This is a genomic window from Proteus vulgaris, assembly GCF_016239305.1.
Lineage (GTDB): Bacteria > Pseudomonadota > Gammaproteobacteria > Enterobacterales > Enterobacteriaceae > Proteus > Proteus vulgaris_C.
Map to the genome: position 1 here is coordinate 48,558 of NZ_JAEHOQ010000012.1, position 22,011 is coordinate 70,568.

The 22,011-nt window shown below is 39.6% G+C and carries 20 protein-coding genes; 13 read left to right on the forward strand and 7 right to left on the reverse strand.

The features are described from left to right. Nucleotides 1–30: 30 nt before the first annotated feature. Nucleotides 31–648, reverse strand: a complete 618-nt coding sequence (locus JEP40_RS10395) for a glutathione binding-like protein (RefSeq protein WP_198623503.1) — start codon at nucleotides 646–648, stop codon at nucleotides 31–33. A gap of 198 nt (nucleotides 649–846) precedes the next feature. Between JEP40_RS10395 and yfcD the strand changes: the two genes are divergently transcribed. Then, a complete protein-coding gene (yfcD, locus tag JEP40_RS10400) occupies nucleotides 847–1,389 on the forward strand; it encodes an NUDIX hydrolase YfcD (RefSeq protein ID WP_198623504.1) in 543 nt (180 codons plus the stop codon). Here yfcD and JEP40_RS10405 read toward each other — a convergent pair. Then, nucleotides 1,386–2,432 (reverse strand): LacI family DNA-binding transcriptional regulator, encoded by a 1,047-nt coding sequence (locus tag JEP40_RS10405; protein WP_198623505.1) that lies wholly within the window; start codon nucleotides 2,430–2,432, stop codon nucleotides 1,386–1,388. The genes yfcD and JEP40_RS10405 overlap by 4 nt on opposite strands. Nucleotides 2,433–2,659: 227 nt before the next feature. Between JEP40_RS10405 and JEP40_RS10410 the strand changes: the two genes are divergently transcribed. The 4 genes from JEP40_RS10410 to alr all read left to right on the forward strand — a co-directional run bounded on the left by JEP40_RS10410 (nucleotide 2,660) and on the right by alr (nucleotide 6,262). Then, a complete protein-coding gene (locus JEP40_RS10410) occupies nucleotides 2,660–3,103 on the forward strand; it encodes a PTS sugar transporter subunit IIA (protein WP_198623506.1) in 444 nt (147 codons plus the stop codon). Between the two features lie 30 nt (nucleotides 3,104–3,133). Beyond that, the gene (locus JEP40_RS10415) at nucleotides 3,134–3,421 is read left to right on the forward strand and encodes a PTS sugar transporter subunit IIB (protein WP_088495113.1); all 288 of its coding nucleotides are present in this window, start codon (nucleotides 3,134–3,136) and stop codon (nucleotides 3,419–3,421) included. Nucleotides 3,422–3,431: 10 nt separating this feature from the next. Further along, nucleotides 3,432–4,688: a PTS ascorbate transporter subunit IIC gene (locus JEP40_RS10420; RefSeq protein WP_198623507.1), complete on the forward strand. Its 1,257-nt coding sequence runs from the start codon at nucleotides 3,432–3,434 to the stop codon at nucleotides 4,686–4,688. Nucleotides 4,689–5,038: 350 nt separating this feature from the next. After that, complete coding sequence (gene alr, locus JEP40_RS10425; RefSeq protein ID WP_198623508.1) at nucleotides 5,039–6,262, forward strand: alanine racemase; 1,224 nt, start codon at nucleotides 5,039–5,041, stop codon at nucleotides 6,260–6,262. 70 nt (nucleotides 6,263–6,332) lie between these two features. On the opposite strand, the gene JEP40_RS10430 is transcribed toward alr, so the two are convergent. The 3 genes from JEP40_RS10430 to ackA form a co-directional block, all read right to left on the reverse strand. After that, nucleotides 6,333–6,476: a Hok/Gef family protein gene (locus JEP40_RS10430; RefSeq protein WP_072063187.1), complete on the reverse strand. Its 144-nt coding sequence runs from the start codon at nucleotides 6,474–6,476 to the stop codon at nucleotides 6,333–6,335. 410 nt (nucleotides 6,477–6,886) lie between these two features. Beyond that, nucleotides 6,887–9,031 carry a phosphate acetyltransferase gene (pta, locus tag JEP40_RS10435; RefSeq protein ID WP_036935553.1) on the reverse strand — a complete coding sequence of 715 codons (2,145 nt, stop codon included), beginning with the start codon at nucleotides 9,029–9,031 and terminating at the stop codon, nucleotides 6,887–6,889. Between the two features lie 77 nt (nucleotides 9,032–9,108). Further along, nucleotides 9,109–10,311 (reverse strand): acetate kinase, encoded by a 1,203-nt coding sequence (gene ackA / locus JEP40_RS10440; RefSeq protein WP_072068617.1) that lies wholly within the window; start codon nucleotides 10,309–10,311, stop codon nucleotides 9,109–9,111. A 392-nt stretch (nucleotides 10,312–10,703) separates the two neighbouring features. Between ackA and yfbV the strand changes: the two genes are divergently transcribed. From yfbV to JEP40_RS10460, 4 genes are all read left to right on the forward strand, one after another. Continuing rightward, the gene (gene yfbV, locus JEP40_RS10445) at nucleotides 10,704–11,159 is read left to right on the forward strand and encodes a terminus macrodomain insulation protein YfbV (RefSeq protein ID WP_198623509.1); all 456 of its coding nucleotides are present in this window, start codon (nucleotides 10,704–10,706) and stop codon (nucleotides 11,157–11,159) included. A gap of 138 nt (nucleotides 11,160–11,297) precedes the next feature. Then, a complete protein-coding gene (locus JEP40_RS10450) occupies nucleotides 11,298–11,792 on the forward strand; it encodes a YfbU family protein (protein ID WP_072068750.1) in 495 nt (164 codons plus the stop codon). A 34-nt stretch (nucleotides 11,793–11,826) separates the two neighbouring features. Continuing rightward, nucleotides 11,827–12,489 (forward strand): sugar phosphatase, encoded by a 663-nt coding sequence (locus tag JEP40_RS10455; RefSeq protein WP_232799239.1) that lies wholly within the window; start codon nucleotides 11,827–11,829, stop codon nucleotides 12,487–12,489. Between the two features lie 109 nt (nucleotides 12,490–12,598). Beyond that, nucleotides 12,599–14,428, forward strand: coding sequence for an SLC13 family permease (locus JEP40_RS10460; protein ID WP_198623510.1), 1,830 nt, complete (start codon nucleotides 12,599–12,601; stop codon nucleotides 14,426–14,428). Between the two features lie 62 nt (nucleotides 14,429–14,490). On the opposite strand, the gene yfbR is transcribed toward JEP40_RS10460, so the two are convergent. Together yfbR and JEP40_RS10470 are read right to left on the reverse strand one after the other, a co-directional pair. Continuing rightward, entirely contained in the window at nucleotides 14,491–15,072 is a 582-nt protein-coding gene (yfbR, locus tag JEP40_RS10465) for a 5'-deoxynucleotidase (protein WP_004243705.1), read from the reverse strand. Between the two features lie 135 nt (nucleotides 15,073–15,207). Next, nucleotides 15,208–16,422 (reverse strand): pyridoxal phosphate-dependent aminotransferase, encoded by a 1,215-nt coding sequence (locus JEP40_RS10470; RefSeq protein WP_072068611.1) that lies wholly within the window; start codon nucleotides 16,420–16,422, stop codon nucleotides 15,208–15,210. Nucleotides 16,423–17,276: 854 nt separating this feature from the next. Between JEP40_RS10470 and hexA the strand changes: the two genes are divergently transcribed. The 4 genes from hexA to nuoC all read left to right on the forward strand — a co-directional run bounded on the left by hexA (nucleotide 17,277) and on the right by nuoC (nucleotide 22,010). Beyond that, nucleotides 17,277–18,194: a transcriptional regulator HexA gene (gene hexA / locus JEP40_RS10475; protein ID WP_198623511.1), complete on the forward strand. Its 918-nt coding sequence runs from the start codon at nucleotides 17,277–17,279 to the stop codon at nucleotides 18,192–18,194. Nucleotides 18,195–18,992: 798 nt separating this feature from the next. After that, complete coding sequence (locus JEP40_RS10480; RefSeq protein WP_072068609.1) at nucleotides 18,993–19,445, forward strand: NADH-quinone oxidoreductase subunit A; 453 nt, start codon at nucleotides 18,993–18,995, stop codon at nucleotides 19,443–19,445. 17 nt (nucleotides 19,446–19,462) lie between these two features. Beyond that, complete coding sequence (locus tag JEP40_RS10485; RefSeq protein ID WP_004243697.1) at nucleotides 19,463–20,137, forward strand: NuoB/complex I 20 kDa subunit family protein; 675 nt, start codon at nucleotides 19,463–19,465, stop codon at nucleotides 20,135–20,137. A 76-nt stretch (nucleotides 20,138–20,213) separates the two neighbouring features. Continuing rightward, nucleotides 20,214–22,010 carry an NADH-quinone oxidoreductase subunit C/D gene (gene nuoC, locus JEP40_RS10490; protein ID WP_109407245.1) on the forward strand — a complete coding sequence of 599 codons (1,797 nt, stop codon included), beginning with the start codon at nucleotides 20,214–20,216 and terminating at the stop codon, nucleotides 22,008–22,010. The last annotated feature ends 1 nt before the right edge of the window (nucleotide 22,011 follow it).

A 22,011-nucleotide genomic window follows, 5' to 3' on the forward strand; every position in this document is an offset into this window, starting at 1 on the left:
TAAATATCATCCTGACATTATGAATTGCTGTTACTCACCAAAGAGTTTTTTAGTTGCTGGGCGCTGATTAATCTTATTTAGCCATTTTTCTATCGCGGGGTAATTAGCTAAATCAATATTGTGGTGATCGTGAAGACGAGCCCATGTATATGTAGCGATATCCGCGATGCTGTATTCTTGGCCACCAAGGTAAGGTGATTGCGCTAATCTTTTATTCAATACACTATATAGACGCTGTGTTTCTTCAGTATAACGTTTAATCGCATAAGGCACTTTTTCTGTGGCATAGCGGGTGAAATGATGATTTTGTCCTAACATTGGACCGAAACCTCCCACTTGCCAAAATAGCCATTGTAGTTGTGTTGTTTTTTCGCGTAAATTTTGGCTAATTAATTTGCCACTTTTTTCAGCTAGATAGATAAGAATAGCACCAGATTCAAAAATAGAGAGTGGTTCACCCCCATCTGCCGGTGAATTATCAACGATGGCAGGAATTTTATTGTTAGGGGAAATCGCTAAAAACTCAGGCTTAAATTGATCGCCTTTACTAATATCAATGCGATGTAACTGATAAGGTAGGCCTGCTTCTTCAAGAAAAAGTGTTATTTTCTGGCCATTTGGGGTATCTGCATAATATAAATCAATCATTGAAAGCTCCAAAGTAAAGTTGGCACGAAATGTTTATTATATTCACAGTCTGCCTTCTAACATCATAAAAAGCAAAAAAGCGCAAGATGGATAAGACAAGTCTCGTATGATTATTGTAGTGGTGAAAAATAGTGATTTTGGTATATTCAGGATAAAAATTACGATCGTTTAGTATCGGTTAAAAAAGGTTTGTTGAGGATGGAACAAGAAAAGACGGCATTGGTTGAGTGGGTTGATATTGTTGATGATAAAAATGAAGTCGTTGCACAAGCAACACGTCAACAAATGCGAGCTGAAAACCTACGACATAGAGCAACGTATATTGTTGTTCATGATGGGATGGGAAAAATTTTGGCGCAACGTAGAACAGAAACAAAAGATTTTTATCCTGGTTGGTTAGATGCCACAGCCGGTGGTGTTGTCCAACAAGGTGAAAATTTACTGGAAAGCGCGCGCCGTGAAGCAGAAGAAGAACTCGGTATTGCGGGGGTTCCTTTCGCTGAACACGGGCAATTTTATTATGATGATAAAAGCTGCCGTGTCTGGGGAAGTCTATTTAGTTGTGTTTCTCATGGACCTTTCGCTCTGCAAGCAGAAGAAATTGAGGAAGTGTGTTGGTTAACTCCCTCTGAAATCACAGAGCGTTGTGATGAATTCACGCCAGATTCACTAAAAGCGCTTTCTCTTTGGTTAACACGTAATAACAGTACACGCTTAGAAAGCCGAGAAACCGTCGATTAAGGGGTACTTTGCCCTATTTCAAAGCGATAAGCATAGTTGATAACGGTATCTTCGAATATAGCGTTATCATCTTCGTCTTTTAAGCGTTGTAAAAGGGCGGTAAGGTGTTTTCCTGCCTCTTTTCCCATTTTGTGATAATCAAAACGAATTGACGTGAGAGACGGGGATATCTGATCACTATTATCAGAGCCTTCCAAACAAGCAATTGCCAGATCTTGAGGGATCTTAATTAATCGCCTTTGGCATTCAAAAATCATTCCTAACGCAATGCTCTCATGACTACAAATTACGGCATCTAATTCAGGTTGTCGCAATAAAATCTCTGTTAAAGCTTGTTTACCATAAGCCATAGAAGCAGGATCGGGGGTTGTAACGCTTTGTTCAGCATTTAAATAATGCTTGAGCAAGGCTCGTGACCAACCGGTAATTTGCTGATGGTGTAAACGTTGGCCTTGTAAAGCCCCAATATAGCCGATGCAACGTCTTCCTTGGGTGACTAAATGGCTAGTTAAATCGTATGCTGCTTGCTCATAAGAACAATCAATACTAATAGCCGCTTGTTCATCAGATTGACTCGCAACACTGACAACCGGCACATTGGCATTACTAATATGTAAAAAGTGAGTGGGGCTGAGTTGTGATCCAAAGACAACAAGTGCGGCTGGGTTGCTTTGTAATAGCATATTAATCACATCACTGGCTTTATGTGGTTGATGTTCATAACAACCGACGAGAATTTGATATTGATGACGATTTAATATTTGCTGTAAAGATTGCATAAAATTAGCACTGGCTTTATCTGTGAAAGAGGGCAACAGTACTGCAATAATATGACTTTGAGCCGAAGCTAATGCGCCTGCCGAGGCATTAGGAATATAGCCAAGTTCTTCTACGGCTTGATTAACTTTCTCTCTTAACTTATCAGAGACCAACTCTGGGGTTCGTAATGCACGCGAAACGGTCATTGAACCGACTCCCGCGCGTTTAGCGACATCTTGTAATGTGACGCGACCTGTATTTCGGCGCTTACGTGTTTTGATCATGTGTGATTATGCTTGCTTAGCCTAGTTTATTAACCGCAGATCCTACCTGAAAACTTCCTATTATGCTGAAACAATACAGTGTCAATTGTTGGCATTTTCTGCAATTAACATTTCATTAAAATGATAGCGCTATCACAATTACGAATGTTCTATCTAGATAGCGCTACCATTTATGATTACTATCCTTAATAACGAAGCTCAAAGAGAGTCTTATTGAGGTTATAAAGATGCTTAAAACATTATTAACGCCCGATGTGGTGCAAGTGGTTCCAAGCGTTAGCGATTGGCGAGAAGCCGTTAAAGTGGCGTGTCAGCCATTAGTTGATAAAGGGTACGTTGAACCTCGTTACATCGATGCTATTTACAAATCACATGAAAAAATAGGGCCATATTATGTTTTAGGCCCTGGTATTGCGATGCCTCATGCTCGTCCTGAAGATGGTGTTAATCAACTTTCTCTTGCATTAACGATTGTTGAGCAAGGTGTGGAATTTGGTGCAGATGAAAACGATCCGGTGAAGTTACTGATTGTTTTAGCAGCAACAGATAACGATAGCCATATTAATGTCATTATGAAATTAGCTGAACTTTTTGATAACGATAAAGATATTCAAATGCTATTTAATGCGAAAAGCAAAGCGGATGTATTAGCAGTTATCAACAACTATTAATGACAATTTAAAATTACCAAGGGGAATACCATGAAAATTACAGTTGTGTGTGGAAATGGTTTAGGCAGTAGCTTAATGATGGAAATGAGTATCAAAAGTATTTTAAAAGATCTCGCTGTCAATGCAGAAGTGGATCACGTTGATTTAGGTTCAGCAAAAGGTACGCCAAGTGATATCTATGTCGGAACTCGTGATATTGCAGAGCAACTTAACTCACAAGCAGTAAACGGAAGAGTAGTTTCACTGGATAATATGATTGATAAAGTCGCGATGAAAGAAAAACTTTCTGTCGCATTACGTGAATTAGGCGCGTTATAAGGAGCCTATCATGGACTTTTTCCGCTTTCTAATGAGTGATGTGCTTTCTGAGCCCTCTATTTTAGTGGGTTTGATCGCATTGATTGGTTTAATCGCCCAGAAAAAACCTGTTACAGAATGTATTAAAGGCACGGTAAAAACCATTATGGGTTTTGTGATTTTAGGTGCTGGTGCAGGTCTTGTAATTAACTCACTGGGTGATTTCTCAACGATTTTCCAACATGCATTTGGCATTCAAGGTGTTGTGCCTAATAATGAGGCTATTGTCTCTATTGCACAAAAAAGCTTTGGTAAAGAAATGGCTCTGATTATGTTCTTTGCCATGTTGATTAATATCTTAATTGCTCGTTTAACGCCGTGGAAATTTATTTTCTTAACGGGTCACCATACATTATTTATGTCAATGATGGTGGCAGTTATTCTGGCAACAGCAGGCTTAGAAGGCGCTGTATTAGTTGCGGTAGGTTCATTAGTTGTTGGGGTTTCAATGGTATTTTTCCCAGCCATTGCACACCCTTATATGAAAAAAATTACTGGCTCTGATGATGTGGCATTAGGGCATTTCTCAACTATCTCTTATGTCGTTGCAGGTTTTATAGGTAGTAAATTTGGTAATAAAGAGCATTCAACTGAAGAGATGAATGTGCCTAAAAGTTTACTCTTTTTGCGTGATACACCCGTTGCCATTGCCTTCACTATGGGCATTATCTTTATCATTACCTGTTTATTTGCGGGCGATACATTTGTTCGTGAAGTCAGTGGTGGTAAAAACTGGTTTATGTTCTCGTTAATGCAATCCATTACCTTTGCCGCCGGTGTTTATATTATCCTGCAAGGTGTGCGTATGGTTATTGCTGAGATTGTTCCTGCCTTTAAAGGTATTTCAGATAAGTTAGTGCCTAATGCAAAACCTGCTTTAGACTGCCCAGTTGTATTCCCTTATGCACCCAATGCAGTATTAGTCGGCTTTTTAAGTAGCTTCGCTGCGGGTGTTATCGGTATGTTCATTCTGTACGCTTTAGATTGGACAGTAATAATTCCTGGTGTAGTCCCTCACTTCTTTGTGGGTGCAACCGCAGGGGTATTTGGTAATGCAACTGGTGGACGTCGTGGTGCAATTTTAGGGGCATTCGTTCAAGGCTTATTAATTACTTTCTTGCCTGTATTCCTATTACCAGTACTTGGAGACATCGGTATTGCTAACACCACATTTAGTGATGCAGACTTCGGTGTTATCGGTATTCTGTTAGGAATTATTGTTCGTTGATAATATTTATTGAATTTTAATAGATGCCCGACTTTCTAATCAGTCGGGCATTTTTTTGGTAGAAATAATGTGCTTAAATTTCTTTTATATATTCAATATATTATGATTAGAGTGTTCCCCGTATGCACAGGGATAAACCGATGTTCTCTACAGAGATCACACCTATAATCATCTTTTCCTTTTCTATTAATTTTCGACATTGAGCCTCCATACATATCATTTTGAATTAGCATGTTTATTTTATGAATAATAATGCTATTATCTTGAGTGGATATTCATAATGTGTATATTTTCATACCTAATTAATTATAAAAATAGGTTTAACATCACAATCACTAAGGAAAAAGAAGATGTCTTTTGGTATTCGATATCTTGCGTTGTTACCACTTTTGGTTATCACTGCTTGCCAACAGCCTGTTAATCACAATCCACCAGCGACTCAAACAGCTCAGGTTCAACCTGCAATTGTGAATAACTCATGGATTGAAATTTCACGTAGTGCGCTTGATTTTAATGTGAAAAAAGTACAATCACTTTTAGGTGATAAATCCTCGCTTTGTGCTGTTTTAAAAGGGGATGCATATGGTCATGATTTATCATTAGTTGCACCTGTTATGATTGAAAATAATGTGCAATGTATTGGTGTAACGAATAACCAAGAGCTAAAAGAAGTGCGTGATCTAGGATTTCAAGGTCGTTTAATGCGTGTACGTAATGCTACAGAGCAAGAAATGGCTCAGGCGACAAGCTATAACGTGGAAGAATTGATTGGTAACTTAGATATGGCTAAGAAATTAGATGCCATTGCTAAACAACAAAATACAGTGATCCCTATTCATCTTGCCTTAAATTCAGGTGGAATGTCTCGTAATGGTTTAGAGGTTAATAACAAAGCAGGGCTTGAAGAGGCGAAACAAATCTCCCAATTAGCCAACCTTAAAGTGGTTGGCATTATGTCTCATTATCCTGAAGAAGATGCGGATAAAGTAAGAGAAGATCTCGCTCGTTTTAAACAGCAATCACAAAAGGTATTGGATGTTACAGGGCTAAACCGTAAAGATGTCACTCTGCATATGGCAAATACTTTTGCCACAATTACTGTACCTGAATCATGGTTAGATATGGTGCGTGTAGGCGGGATTTTTTATGGTGATACCATCGCAAGTACAGATTACAAACGTGTTATGACTTTTAAATCCAATATTGCCTCAATCAATTACTATCCTAAAGGTAATACTGTTGGGTATGATCGCACTTACACACTAAAACGTGATTCAGTATTAGCTAATATCCCTGTCGGTTATGCAGATGGTTATCGTCGAGTCTTTAGTAATGCAGGACATGCTTTAATTGGTGGTCAACGTGTACCTGTTTTGGGTAAAACGTCAATGAATACGGTGATTGTTGATATTACCGATCTTAAAAATATCAAATCAGGGGATGAAGTCGTGTTCTTTGGTAAGCAAGGTAATGCAGAGATCACTGCTGAAGAGGTTGAAGATATTAGTGGTGCACTGTTTACAGAGATGTCGATTTTGTGGGGTGCGACCAATCAGCGTGTACTCGTGGATTAAAGTAGGGTGCTAGTGATCACCAATCTCAACAACTTTTGAGAGAAATTGTGGGGGAATTTCCCCCACAAAACTATTTATCGCAAGATAAAATAGCTTGAACTACGGTGTCGCCACTACTGATATTAAAAGAACATAATCTTTCATGTTTCAGTAAAGCAAAACACAAAACTGTAATACATACAGTAATCAGCCCTAATAGGGCAAGCTTAGTCATTTCTCTTGACACTCCTTTATAAAGGAGACAGAATCAAGTTGTCTAGTTTTGAGACTGCCTCGGATTTTAGTAAATTAAAATTCGGGGCTTTCGTCTTTTTGGCTCCTGCAAATGCTTGAACCAAAATGATCCAAGCACCCACCAGCATACTAACAGAAACTCACCTCACTCCTATCTTTTTCTGAATAGTAAAGATATAAATAAGCAAGTAAAATCAATGTGTTAATTGTTTTTATGTTGGGTATTTATATGTGTGATTTTATTTGACACTCCGTTATAAAGGAGACAGAATCAAGCTGTTTGGTTTTGAGACTGCCTCGAATTTTAGTCAAATAAGAAATCTGTAGAATAAAAAACGCCAGATGAAATCAATCATCTGGCGTTTTTTTATTTGAAGCGAACTTCAATAATTATGCGTTTTCTTGTTGGCTTGCTTGAATAGCTGTCAACGCAACGGTGTAGACGATATCGTCTACTAATGCACCACGAGAAAGGTCATTTACTGGTTTACGCATACCTTGTAACATTGGTCCAATTGAAACCAAGTCAGCTGAACGTTGTACCGCTTTATAAGTGGTATTACCGGTATTCAGATCAGGGAAGATAAACACAGTCGCTTTACCTGCAACTGGTGAGTTTGGTGCTTTAGATTTAGCAACATCAGCCATAACAGCTGCGTCGTATTGTAAAGGACCATCAATCATCAGATCAGGGCGTTTTTCTTGTGCTAAGCGTGTTGCTTCACGAACTTTCTCTACATCGCTACCTGCACCAGAGTTACCAGTAGAATAAGAGATCATTGCAACGCGTGGGTCGATACCGAATGCAATTGCAGAGTCTGCAGATTGGATCGCGATTTCAGCCAGTTGTTCTGCTGTTGGATCTGGGTTAATTGCACAGTCACCATAAACATAAACTTGTTCTGGTAACAGCATAAAGAACACAGAAGACACTAATGAGCTACCTGGTGCAGTTTTGATTAACTGTAGTGGTGGGCGAATAGTGTTAGCGGTTGTATGAACAGCACCAGAAACAAGGCCGTCTACTTCGCCTTTTTCTAGCATTAATGTGCCGAGAACAACGTTATCTTCTAGTTGTTCACGAGCAACAACTTCTGTCATACCTTTATTTTTGCGCAGTTCAACTAAGCGAGGTACATAGATTTCACGTACTTCTTTAGGATTGACTAACTCAATGCCTGTGCCTAATTCAACACCTTGTGCAGTTGCTACGCGACGAATTTCTTCAGGATCGCCTAACAGTACGCAAGTAGCGATACCACGATCAGCACAAATAGCTGCAGCTTTAACGGTACGTGGCTCATCACCTTCTGGTAAAACGATACGTTTTTTCGCTTTACGTGCTAATTCTGTTAATTGATAACGGAACGCTGGTGGTGATAAACGGTTAGGGCGTTCAGAGTTAGCTGTCAGTGAATCAATCCATTGTGTATTGATATGTTGAGCAACGTAGTTCTGAATTTTTTCAATACGCTCATGGTCATCAGCAGGCACTTCTAAGCTAAAGCTTTGCAGATTTAAAGAGGTCTGCCAAGTGTTTGCATTAACCATAAAGATTGGTAAGCCAGTTTCGAATGCACGTTCACAAAGTTGTTTGATCGGTGCATCAATTTGATAACCACCTGTTAGTAGGATTGCACCAATTTCAACGCCATTCATTGCTGCGAGGCACGCTGAAACTAATACATCAGGGCGATCCGCTGAGGTGACTAAAAGTGAACCTGGACGGAAGTGCTCTAACATGTGTGGAATACTACGGGCACAGAAAGTGACAGATTTAATACGACGAGTTTCAATATCGCCTTTATTGACGACAGTCGCATTTAAGTGTTTTGCCATATCTGTTGCACGAGTAGCGATTAAATCGAAGTTCCATGGAATGCAACCCAGTAAAGGTAGTGGGCTATTTTTTTCGATGGTTTTTAAATCGACATTAGAGATAATCGCTTTACTTGAATCATCAAAGATTTCAGATAAGTCAGGGCGAGTACGACCTTGATCATCAACAGGCGCATTTAGTTTGTTAACAATAACGCCTGTGATATTTTGGTTTTTTACACCGCCAAATTCAGCACGCGCAAATTCGATACGCTCTTTTAGCTGTTCAACCGTGTTGTTACCTAATGCAGTAACAAAAACAATTTCAGCACCTAATGTTTTTGCAATTTCATAGTTTAATGATTGTGCGAAAGGGTGCTTACGCATAGGTACCAGACCTTCGATGAGAATTACTTCTGCATCAGCGGTATTTTCATGGTATCTAGCAACAATTTCTTCCATCAGAACATCTTTTTGGTTTGAGCTGAGCAGAGACTCAACATAATCCATATTTAAAGGTTCTGATGATTGAATAGTGGAGTGAGAACGGATAATCGCAGTTGTCTGATCTAATGCACCTTTTACACGAGGTTGTGCAATAGGTTTGAACACGCTAAGGCGAACGCCTTTTTGTTCCATAGAACGAATAACACCCAAGCTGACGCTGGTTAAACCTACGCGTGTATCAGTTGGGACTAGCATAATTGTACGGGACACGGAAACCTCTTTAAATATCGGTTGCTCGTTATGTAAAACAGTACTGCCAGCATGATACTGGCAGTACATCAAAGAACTTAAGCGGTCAGGCGACTTGCGTCCTGAGCGATAACTAACTCTTCGTTAGTTGGGATAACAACAGCAAGACGGCTGTTATCGGTAGTGATAGTGCCTGATTTACCGAAACGTGCATCTAAGTTACGTTGATGATCCACTTCAAAGCCTAACAGAGCCAGTTTTTTCAGTGATAATTCACGTACCATTGCTGCGTTTTCACCGATGCCACCAGTAAAGATAATAGCATCTAAACGACCTTCCATCAGTGCACAGTAAGAGCCGATGTATTTCGCTAAACGATGGCAGTAAACGTCCATTGCACGTTTAGCATCTGCTTTAGTTTCGTAGTTATCTTCAACATAACGACAGTCACTAGTGACTTCAGTTAAACCTAATAAGCCAGATTCTTTAGTTAGCAGTTTATTAATGTCATCAACGCTCATACCTAAAGTATCATGTAAATGGAATACGATAGCAGGATCGATATCACCACTACGTGTGCCCATTACTAAACCTTCTAATGGAGTCAGACCCATAGAAGTATCAACACATTTACCGTTAACGATAGCAGAAACAGAACCACCATTGCCTAAGTGGCAAGTGATTACATTCAGTTCATCAACAGGTTTGTTTAACATTTTAGCGGCTTCACGAGAAACGAAGAAATGGCTAGTTCCGTGAGCGCCGTAACGACGGATGCTGTGATCTTTATATAAGCTGTATGGCAGTGCATACAGATAAGCTTCTTCTGGCATTGTTTGGTGGAATGCAGTGTCAAATACTGCAACCATTTTCTCAATTAAATGAGGGAATGCTTTACGCGCTTCTTCAATACCAATAAGGTGAGCTGGGTTATGTAATGGGGCAAATGGGATAGCAGCTTCAATACCTTTGATAACTTCGTCAGTGATCACGACAGATTTAGTGAATTTCTCACCACCGTGAACAATACGGTGACCAATAGAAGCAATTTGTGCAGACAGTTCTGGTTTTTCAGCCAGAATAGTATTTACGATAAAGTTTAATGCTTCGCTATGAGCAGCACCTGCGCCTAACGCAGCTTCATGTTTTTGGCCATCCATTTTCCACTTCAGGCGGGCTTCAGGAAGGTTGAAGCATTCAGCCAAACCTGAAAGGAATTCTTCACCATTTTCTGGGTTGATAATTGCAAATTTAAGAGAAGAACTACCGCAGTTCAGTACCAGCACCAGCTTACTTGACATGGAATTACCTATTTATCTTGTTGTCGTAGTGTCTTTTATATTATAAAGACGGTGGTTAATAAAACGTCAATCATAAAAGCCTATCGCATTACTATGATGACATTAATGACGCGCATCATGCTTAAAGTAAAAAACTTGATGCTAATTATAGTTGCCAATCATTAATTGGACGATTTTTATTCACCCATTAGCTTTTCGCGTTAAAATCGTCGAAAAGGGTTGAAAATCACGCCGGCAAACAAAATATAGCGCTTTATTGCCACAAACCTTTAGAATGGGCACAGGATACAGAGTAAAGGCAACAAAGACAAAATATACTTAATTCTACTAAAAGATTTTTATTCTTTATAGATATTTTTTAAAAGTTACAGAAGAAATTGATTGAGGTCATTATGAGCGAACCGACAGTGACTCCCCCCGGCTTTTTTAAGAAGCTTCGTTTGGGTAATGAGTATTTAAAAACCTGGCCGGTTGAAAAGCAATTAGCCCCCGTTTTCCCTGAAAACCGTATTGTCAAAGCAACGCGATTTGGCATTCGCTTTATGCCACCGATCGCTATTTTTACGATGACATGGCAAATTGCTTTAGGGGGTAGTTTAGGGCCAGCAATTACAACGGCGTTATTTGCCTGTAGCTTACCAATGCAAGGTTTATGGTGGTTGGGTAAGCGAGCCGCAACACCCCTTCCTGGCACATTGTTACGCTGGTTTTATGAGATACGTGATAAATTTGAAGAAGCAGGTATTGCTTTAGCACCTGTGGAACAAACGCCGACTTACCTTTCTCTTGCACATTTATTAAAACGTGCTTTTAAGCAACTTGATCGCTCTTTTCTTGATGATGTGTAGAACATTTGTTCTACCTTCGTCATTTGTCATTATTGTCCTTAGAATTACCCGTTGAGATCAAAAAACGCGTAGTTAACACTACTCAATACTTTTGATTAATGTCATGCTCTCCTCAATGATTTCTTTGGAGAATTAATGATGGAAATGACACACGCACAACGCTTGATCCTCTCTAATCAATATAAAATGATGACTATGATGGATCCTGATAACGCTGAACGTTATCGTCGCTATCAGACAATCATTGAGCGCGGTTACGGATTACAATTGCGTGAACTAGACCGTGATTTTGATGAAATGTCTGAAGAGACTTGCCGTACCATTATTAACGTCATGGAAATGTACCATGCACTGCAAGTTTCTCGCGATAACTTAAAAGATCAAGAAATGCCAGATGCTCGTCGTGTCGCATTTATTGGCTTTGATGCGGCGACAGAATCCCGCTATCTTAGTTATGTGCGTTTTATGGTGAATACAGAAGGGCGCTATACGCATTTTGATAGTGGCAGTCATGGTTTCAACTCACAAACACCGATGTGGGAAAAATACCAAAGAATGCTAGCTGTTTGGTTAGCCTGCCCTCGCCAATATCACCTTAGCGCCGTTGAAATCCAACAAATTCTTAATGCGTAATAAGTAACGCATCATTCTAAGGTAGGCATAAATTATGGCGATCACATGTAAAGGCTTTCTGTTTGATTTAGATGGAACATTAGTTGATTCATTACCTGTTGTTGAATATTGTTGGGCGCTATTTGGTGAACGCGTCGGTGTATCAACACAAGAGATTAATGACTATATCCATGGAAAGCCTGCCATTGAGTCGATTCGCCATTTTATGCCTAATGCTACCGAACAAGAGATAACAGATACTTTTCGTTGGTTAGAAAAATTAGAATCAACCCAAACAGATGGTTTAGCACCACTTCCGGGTGCCATTGAGTTAATTAATCACCTTAATGAATTAGATATTCCTTGGGCAATAGTGACTTCAGGTACTGTACCAATCGCATCAACCCGCCAATCTGTCACGGGTATTCCTGAGCCTAAACACTGGGTGACGGCTGAATGTATTAGTAAAGGTAAGCCTGATCCAGAACCTTATCTTTTAGGCGCAAAAAAATTGGGTTTATTGCCTCAAGAGTGTGTGGTTTTTGAAGACGCAGCCGCTGGTATTTACTCTGGTTTAGATGCAGGTTGTCAAGTCATTGCGGTTCATGCTCCTTTATCCCTTCCTCGCCGTAATGAGATTCATTTAATTATTGATTCTTTAAATGATATTCAAATCGAGAAGCAAGCTGAAAAAGTGATAATAACGCACAAAAGATAGTCTTTTCTTTGATCATACTAGAAGACTTATTGATGTAAAAATGGTCTACTTATCAATGTAGTGAATTGATGTCTTAACCTGTTTTCACTTATTGCTGATCGAGGCCATTTTGAATAGCGAATTATTATGGGTTTTAAGCCTGCTATTGATAGCTATTGTCCTTTTTACGACCAACAAAATCCGTATGGATGTGGTCGCTTTACTTGTCATCATCGCATTCGTTCTTAGCGGTACACTTACATTAAATGAAGCCACAGTAGGATTTAGTGATCCTAACGTATTACTTATTGCTGCTCTTTTTGTTATTGGCGAAGGGTTAGTGAGAACAGGCGTGGCTTATCAAATGGGTGACTGGCTTGTACGTGTCGCGGGTAGCAGTGAAGTTAAAATGCTTGTGCTATTAATGATATGTGTTTCAAGTCTAGGTGCTTTCATGAGTTCAACAGGAGTGGTAGCCATTTTTATTCCTGTTGTGCTGAGTGTTGCTGCTCGCATGAAAACATCACCAGGTCGTTTAATGATGCCGTTAGGTTTCGCGGGCCTTATCAGTGGATTAATGACCTTAGTGGCGACTCCGCCTAATATGGTTGTTAACAGTGAATTAGTCAGAGAAGGGTTGCCAAGTTTTCAATTTTTCTCCATTACGCCTATTGGTATCGCTGTATTGTTTGCCGGCATTCTATATATGCTGGTGGTACGTCGTTGGTTAGGAAATAACGATAATGGGAAGCAAAAAGAGGCTTATCGTCGTACTTTCCGTGATCTTATTCGTGATTATCAATTAGCAGGACGTGCTCGTCGTTTAGCCATTCGTAAAGGCTCGCCACTTATAGGTCATTCACTTGATGAATTGCACCTACGTTCTCGTTATGGTGCAAACGTTGTTGGTATTGAACGCTGGAGGCGGTTTCGGCGTGTAATGGTTAGCGCAACAGGGGGCACTGAATTAAGAGAGCGTGATGTTTTATTGGTTGATATGTCTGCCAGCGATGTTGATTTGCGTGAATTTTGCCGTGAACAGATGTTAGAGCCGATGGTATTACGAGGAGAATATTTCTCTGAGCAATCCCGTGATGTGGGTCTTGCTGAAGTATCCATGAATCCAGATTCAGAGTTATTAGGCAAATCATTAAGAGAGATAAAATTCCGTACTCGTTATGGATTAAACGTTGTTGCTATTCGTCGAGAAGGCAATGCGTTGCCGGGTAAAATTGTTGATGAGCCATTACGCCTTGGTGATGTGCTATTGGTTATTGGTGATTGGAAGCTTATTCGTATTTTATCCACTAAACCACGTAATTTTATTGTGTTAAATTTAGCTGCAGAAATTGAAACTGTTGCGCCAGCCTCATCACAAGCACCTCATGCATTATTTTCGTTAGCATTAATGGTGGCGTTAATGGTGACAAATGAAGTGCCCAACTTTATTGCAGCACTTATTGCCTGTTTATTAATGGGGAAATTCCGTTGTATTGATATGGAAAGTGCCTATCGTTCTATCCATTGGCCAAGTATTATTTTGATTGTGGGTATGATGCCATTTGCCGCTGCATTGCAAAAAACAGGCGGTATTGAGCTTATTGTAAATGGTTTAATGGATGTTGCTGGTAGTGCAGGGCCTCAAGTGATGTTGGTGTGCTTGTTTGTACTCTGTGCGTCAATTGGGTTGTTTATCTCGAATACGGCAACGGCGGTATTAATGGCACCCATTGCGATTGCAGCTGCAAACCAAATGAATGTCTCGCCGTTACCATTTGCAATGGTGATTGGTGTTGCCGCATCAGCCGCATTTATGACACCTGTTTCATCACCAGTTAATACACTTATTCTTGAGCCTGGTGGTTATAAATTTGCAGATTTTATTAAAATTGGTGTGCCATTTACGATTATTGTGATGTTTATTAGCGTATTCTTGATCCCGCTATTATTTCCATTCTAATGCTTTGCATTTTTCTGAAACGCCGTTTAGTCATCACATCATAAACGGCGTTTTTTGATCATTTACTCACTAATTTCATCAAGAGATAAGCTGAAACCGGGTACAAACACCTTCATAAAATAGTCCATCTCAGGGCTATGTCTTTCTGCTAATGTTTTTTCTAAGCGATTTTTCGCCAAATTAAATTCACTATTACCGGCGGCAAGTTCTTCAAGGCATTTTAAATAGGCACACAAACTATCGGCTTGTTTGACGATAAAGGTTTCTTCTTCACTATGTAATTGCTCATCAATAAGAGGACGAAAATCTTCTTGTAATTCTTCGGGTAACATTTCAATTAATTTTTGCTGTGCATATTTTTCTATTTTTTTATATTCATGAGCAATTTGTGGATTATGGTACTTAATTGGTGTTGGCATATCGCCGGTGATCACTTCGCTGGCATCATGATACATCGCTTGTAATGCAATACGTTCTGCATTGACATTACCATCAAATTTACGATTTTTAATTACTGCTAATGCATGGGCGACAAAAGCGACTTGTAAACTGTGCTCAGAAACATTTTCTTGGCGAATATTACGCATTAATGGCCAACGAGTAATGAGTTTCAAGCGAGAAAGGTGGGCAAAAAAGTAACTCATAATATCTCCCAATTGCGTGATTGAAGACATTATTGTGAGTGGATAACTTACAGATGTAAACGCCAATGAAAAAGAAAATAAAAAAACGCAATATAACGGGTTGTTATACTGCGTTTTCTCTAATAGAAGACAATTTTATTGATGATAACCCACAATAAAGCGTCCAAATTTTTGAATTGCCATATCTAAATCATCTTCACGGGGAAGGGTGACGATGCGGAAATGGTCTGGGTATGGCCAGTTAAAGGCAGTACCTTGTACCAATAAAACTTTTTCTTGCAGTAATAAATCGAGGATCATTTTCTGATCGTCTTTAATACTGTAGCGATTAAGGTCTATTTTAGGGAACATATACAATGCACCCATAGGTTTAACGCAAGATACACCGGGAATTTGATTGATCAGTTCCCAAGCACGATTGCGTTGTTCGTATAAACGACCACCCGGTAGAATAAATTCGCTAATACTTTGATAACCACCTAATGCAGTTTGAATAGCGTGTTGCATCGGAACGTTGGCGCATAAACGCATGGAAGCCAGCATATTTAAGCCTTCAATGTAGCTTTTAGCATGCTTTTTAGGGCCGTTTAATACCATCCAACCTTGACGGAAACCCGCAACCCGATAGGTTTTTGATAAACCGTTAAAGGTGACTGTTAATAAGTCAGGAGCCATCGCAGCAATAGAGTGGTGTTCGGCATCATCATAGAGAATTTTATCGTAGATTTCGTCGGCAAAGATAATTAGGTCATGTTGACGAGCTATTTCAACGATTTCCATCAAAATATCTTTGCTATATACCGCACCTGTTGGGTTGTTTGGATTGATAATGACAATACCACGGGTATTTTTTGTAATTTTGCTACGAATGTCATCGAGGTCAGGGAACCAGCCTTGTTGTTCATCACACATATAATGAACGGCGTTTCCCCCAGAAAGGGAAACCGCTGCTGTCCATAAAGGATAATCCGGAGCTGGTACCAGCATTTCATCGCCATTATTTAATAAGGCTTGCATCGCTTGTACGATTAATTCAGAAACACCATTACCAATATAGATGTCTTCAACAGTAACGTCACGCATGTCACGAGCTTGATAATGCTGCATGATTGCTTTACGCGCAGAGAACAGTCCTTTCGAATCACTATAGCCCTGTGAGCTTGGTAGATTACGAATAACATCTACTAAAATTTCATCAGGTGCTTCAAAGCCAAAAGGTGCCGGGTTACCAATATTGAGTTTTAAAACTTTATTACCTTCTTCTTCCAGACGTTTTGCTTCTTGCAAAACCGGACCTCTAATGTCGTAACAGACATGTTCGAGTTTGTTTGATTTTTTAATCTGATTCATAGCGCGTTTACCTAATAGGATCTGACATGTATCTCTACTGTGGCGACTTAGCGACATTTATCGCCAATTGCTATTCATATAGAAAGATACAAATGAAAAGGCTGTCCCAGCAAATAACTGTTCTATCACTCTACTCTTACGTTACAAACTTTTGAAGATGCTAGGTAATTTTTGGTGTAAAAGGTCAGTTTATTCTTAGAATGTTATTTTGATGACTAATTGTGTGGTTTATGTCGGATTTATATTTCAGTTTTGATTTTAAATCTGGATTATTATTCTGGTGAATAAGGGCTTTTTAGTGTGGTGATCAGAAATAAGTTGATGTGATACATAGGTAGATGGAATGTTGCATAATCAATTATTGAATAATTTTATCGGATTTGTATTATCTGACTTAATATATTAAATTTTCAAATAATATGGTTAAATCTACTTTATTCTATAGCAATCAATCAGTTTAAGTATAAATTAAATTTAAATCTTAAATTTAATTTATAGGGGAAGATACTTAAACTGGAATGCATAGTTAAGATAATTTAAATTATTTTCAAAATGTTAAAATTTATGTACGAGAAAGCAATATAGTATGATCCATGTCTAACTTGTGATGATGGTATACAGTTCTTTCTTGTGAATGCTTGAAATGATAATAAAATTTAATTTGTTACAAAAAGATGCAATTCCTTTCTATCTAGGAGGTGTAAACGATAAGAAACAAATGTAAAGTATTCGGTATGTCTTTGCTCTCCTTTTCAGAGTAGAGTACTGTCTAATTGGAAGTCTTTTTTAGACTTTTGATAAAAAAACACCAGGTATATGTAATTTAAAAATCAAAAATAAGTGAAGAATAAACAATGATTAATGCAAATCGTCCGATAATGAATCTCGACCTCGATCTGCTTAGAACGTTTGTAGCTGTAGCAGATTTAAACACGTTTGCAGCCGCTGCGGCTGCTGTATGTCGAACCCAGTCTGCTGTTAGTCAGCAGATGCAACGTTTAGAGCAATTGGTGGGCAGAGAGCTTTTCGCCCGTCATGGTCGTAATAAATTACTTACAGAGCATGGCCTTCAATTATTAGGTTATGCGCGTCAAATTTTACGTGCGAATGATGATGCAACTGCGTCATTAACGTATAGCGATGCGGAAGGGGAGCTACGTATTGGTGCCTCTGACGACTCTGTTGATACTTTATTGCCTTTTTTATTAAACCGTATCGCGTCTGTGTATCCACGTTTAGCTGTTGATGTACGTATTAAACGTTCTCAATATATTGAAACAATGCTAGATAATCATGAAATTGATTTAGCATTAACAACAGCACGCATTGGACATCACCCGCGTACAGCGTTACGCACTGCACCAGTGTTATGGCACTGTGCACCTGATTTCCAAATACAAATGAATGAACCGCTCCCTTTAGTTGTGATGGATGAAACAAACCCATTCCGTCAATTAGCAACGAATACACTAGATGATGCCGGCATTCAATGGCGTATTGCTTATGAAGCTGCTTCTTTATCTGCTGTTCGTGCGGCCGTAAATGCAGAAGTGGGTATTACAGCGCGTCCACTTGAAATGCAAAATGCCGATTTACGTATTTTAGGTGAAAGCGAAGGTTTACCGCGTTTACCTGAAACACAATTTTGGTTATATCGTAACTTTGATGAACAAAATGAAGCGGTGTTAACAGTATTCAATGCAATTGAAAACAAGAAAACACCTTATACCGTCACTGCACCTGAAGATATTAGCTCTACTGAGCTGGAATAATCACATTAATTGTTGTGTAAATATAGAGTATTAAAACACAAAAATTAAAGATTAAAAAACAGTCAAATAAGACTGAAAAGTGATGAATAATGATAAACGGGAATAGATGCAATTAAGCGCATTTATTTCCGTTTTTTTATTGTTATATTTAGATATAGTAACATTATGTTAATATTTATGTTGATTTATGTATTCATCTTTGTGACATTTCATTCCATAACCTCCTTAACTGCTTGTTAAAAAAATGTTTACCTTCCTCCTTGGTTAATCAGTTGTAGGATTTGTTAACAAATAAAAAGATTGTCTAGGTTTTTAGAGAATAAAAACGCAAATCAAAACGGATATTTGACCTCCTCCACAATATTGGAAAGTTAATTTGTTAAAATTTGGATAAATTTTAAACTGATTAAGTATTTTTTCGACTATTTTGTGAGTTTGATCAAAAAAATAAGGCACATTTGCCTGTGTTGAGTCAGGTTTTTCCTGAGATACTGGTGTAGTAAAATCGAATTATCGGTTAGACTAAGCGTGTTAGCAAAAATTTTGTAGATTGACTGACACGTTTTAGCATTAGCCAGTAATTGGGTGTTAAAAATGAGTGTTAATTTTGTTAAATCGCGATAGAAAACGGCGTAATTTATTACAAAGTTTTCTAAAAAAGAAGAAAGGTATAAATAGACTGTTATTATTTGTTTAATTAGCAAGTCTGTTTAATACGCTTTTTTTTCGTAATTAGAAATGTGGTGTAAACCGCCGGATAAGAGTTGGTTAATTGACACCACCTTTGATGAGTAAGCAATGAGTATGTCTACAACCACCGAAGTTATCGCCCATCATTGGGCATTTGCTGTCTTCCTCATAGGCGCATTGGGGTTATGTTCGCTCATGTTGTTGGGTGCCCGCTATTTAGGCGGACGCGCACAGGCAAGGGCAAAGCATGTTCCTTATGAATCTGGTCTTGATTCTGTTGGCAGCGCTCGTCTGCGCATGTCGGCTAAATTCTATTTAGTTGCCATGTTTTTCGTTATTTTCGATGTTGAAGCACTGTTTCTTTATGCCTGGGCTGTTTCCGTTCGTGAAGTCGGCTGGTTAGGCTTTATTGAAGCATCAGTCTTCATCGCTATTTTATTAGCTGGATTATTCTATTTGGTTCGCATAGGTGCATTAGATTGGACACCTATTCGCTCTCGCCGCGAAACTGCGAGTAAAAGCCATGTTCGATTAACCAGCGGCAAACATCCGCAGCAGTAATAAGCGAGGCATTAGAAATGGATTATACCCTCACCCGCATAGATCCGAACGGTGAGAATGACCGTTATCCCCTGCAATCACAGGAAATTGTCAGTGACCCATTAGATGCTCACGTTCATCGCAGCGTGTATATGGGAAAACTGGAACATGCGTTACATGACGTTGTGAACTGGGGACGGAAAAACTCTTTATGGCCATATAACTTTGGTCTTTCTTGTTGTTACGTTGAAATGGTGACGTCATTTACAGCTGTGCATGACGTGGCTCGTTTTGGTTCTGAAGTATTGCGTGCATCTCCTCGTCAAGCTGACTTTATGGTGGTTGCGGGTACTTGCTTTACGAAAATGGCTCCTGTTATTCAGCGTTTGTACGATCAGATGTTAGAACCTAAATGGGTTATCTCTATGGGTGCATGTGCTAACTCTGGTGGTATGTACGACATTTATTCCGTAGTGCAAGGTGTGGATAAGTTTATTCCAGTTGATGTGTATATTCCTGGATGTCCGCCACGCCCTGAAGCTTATATGCAAGCATTAATGTTATTACAAGAGTCCATTGGTAAAGAACGTCGCCCATTATCATGGGTTGTCGGTGACCAAGGCGTTTACCGTGCCAATATGCAATCAGAACGAGAAAGAAAACACGGTGAGCGTATCGCAGTCAAAAATCTGCGTACTCCAGACGAAATTTAAAGGCTTTTGCCTAAGACGTAACCAGAGCAATGTGTTGCGATCATAGTAACCCTGATCAAAGTTGTGGTGAATAGAAATGACCGATCAGATAGCGCAAAAAGGCGCTCGGCCAGCGTGGGAAACGACCGATCATATTGATGATCAGGTGGTTAATGAACTGCGTCAGAAATTTGGGCCAGATGCGTTTACATTCCAGCCTACTCGTACTGGCATGCCAGTTGTTTGGGTTAAGCGGGAACAACTCATTGAGGTAATGCAATACCTCAAATCTTTACCAAAACCTTATGTCATGCTGTTTGATATGCATGGCTTTGATGAGCGTCTGCGTACGCACCGTCAAGGCTTGCCTGCAGCAGACTTTTCCGTTTTCTATCATCTGATATCAATCGATCGTAATAAAGATATTATGTTGAAAGTCGCATTAAGTGAAAATGATCTTAATGTTCCGACTATCACATCTCTCTTTCCTAACTCGAATTGGTATGAGCGTGAAGTCTGGGATATGTTTGGGATTGTCTTTAATGGACACCCTAATTTACGCCGTATCATGATGCTTCCTGATTGGGAAGGTCATCCACTGCGTAAAGATTATCCTGCTCGTGCGACAGAGTTCGATCCTTATGTGCTGACAAAGCAGAAACAGGATCTGGAAATGGAATCGCTGACATTTAAACCTGAAGAGTGGGGAATGAAGCGCGGTACGGAGAATGAGGACTTTATGTTCTTAAACCTCGGCCCTAACCATCCATCCTCTCACGGTGCATTCCGTATTATTCTTCAGCTTGATGGCGAGGAAATCGTCGACTGTGTACCCGATGTGGGTTATCACCACCGTGGTGCTGAAAAAATGGGTGAGCGCCAATCTTGGCACAGCTATATCCCATATACAGATCGAATCGAATACCTTGGCGGATGCGTTAACGAAATGCCTTATGTACTTGCAGTGGAAAAACTTGCTGGTATTGAAGTGCCTGAACGCGTTAAAGTCATTCGTGTCATGCTGTCTGAGCTATTTCGTATTAATAGCCACTTACTGTATATCAGTACCTTTATCCAAGACGTTGGTGCAATGACACCGGTGTTCTTTGCCTTTACTGACCGTCAAAAAGTCTACAACATCGTTGAAGCGATTACCGGATTCCGTATGCACCCTGCATGGTTCCGTATTGGCGGTGTTGCTCATGACTTGCCACGCGGTTGGGAACGTTTATTACGTGAATTTTTAGATTGGATGCCAAAACGTCTAGATTCTTACGTAAAAGCAGCGTTGCAAAACAGTATTTTGAAAGGTCGTACTATCGGTGTTGCCTCATATAACTCGAAAGAAGCGTTAGAGTGGGGTGTTACTGGTGCGGGTCTTCGTGCAACAGGCGTTGAGTTTGACGTGCGTAAATGGCGTCCATATTCAGGTTATGAAAACTTTGAATTTGAAATTCCTGTCGCAAGTAATGGCGACTGTTACGATCGTGTCATGCTGAAAGTAGAAGAGCTCCGCCAGAGCTTACGCATTTTGGAACAATGCTATAAAAATATGCCAGAAGGGCCATTTAAAGCAGACCATCCACTGACAACGCCTCCACCAAAAGAGCGCACATTACAGCATATCGAAACTATGATTAACCATTTCTTACAGGTTTCATGGGGCCCGGTTATGCCTGCTAATGAATCATTCCAGATGGTTGAAGCCACTAAAGGGATCAATAGCTATTACTTAACCAGTGATGGCAGCACAATGAGCTACCGTACACGTATCCGTACGCCTAGTTTTGCTCATTTACAACAAATCCCTGCGGTTATCCGCGGTAGCTTGGTTTCTGACTTGATTGTGTATCTGGGAAGTATTGATTTTGTAATGTCGGATGTGGATCGTTAAT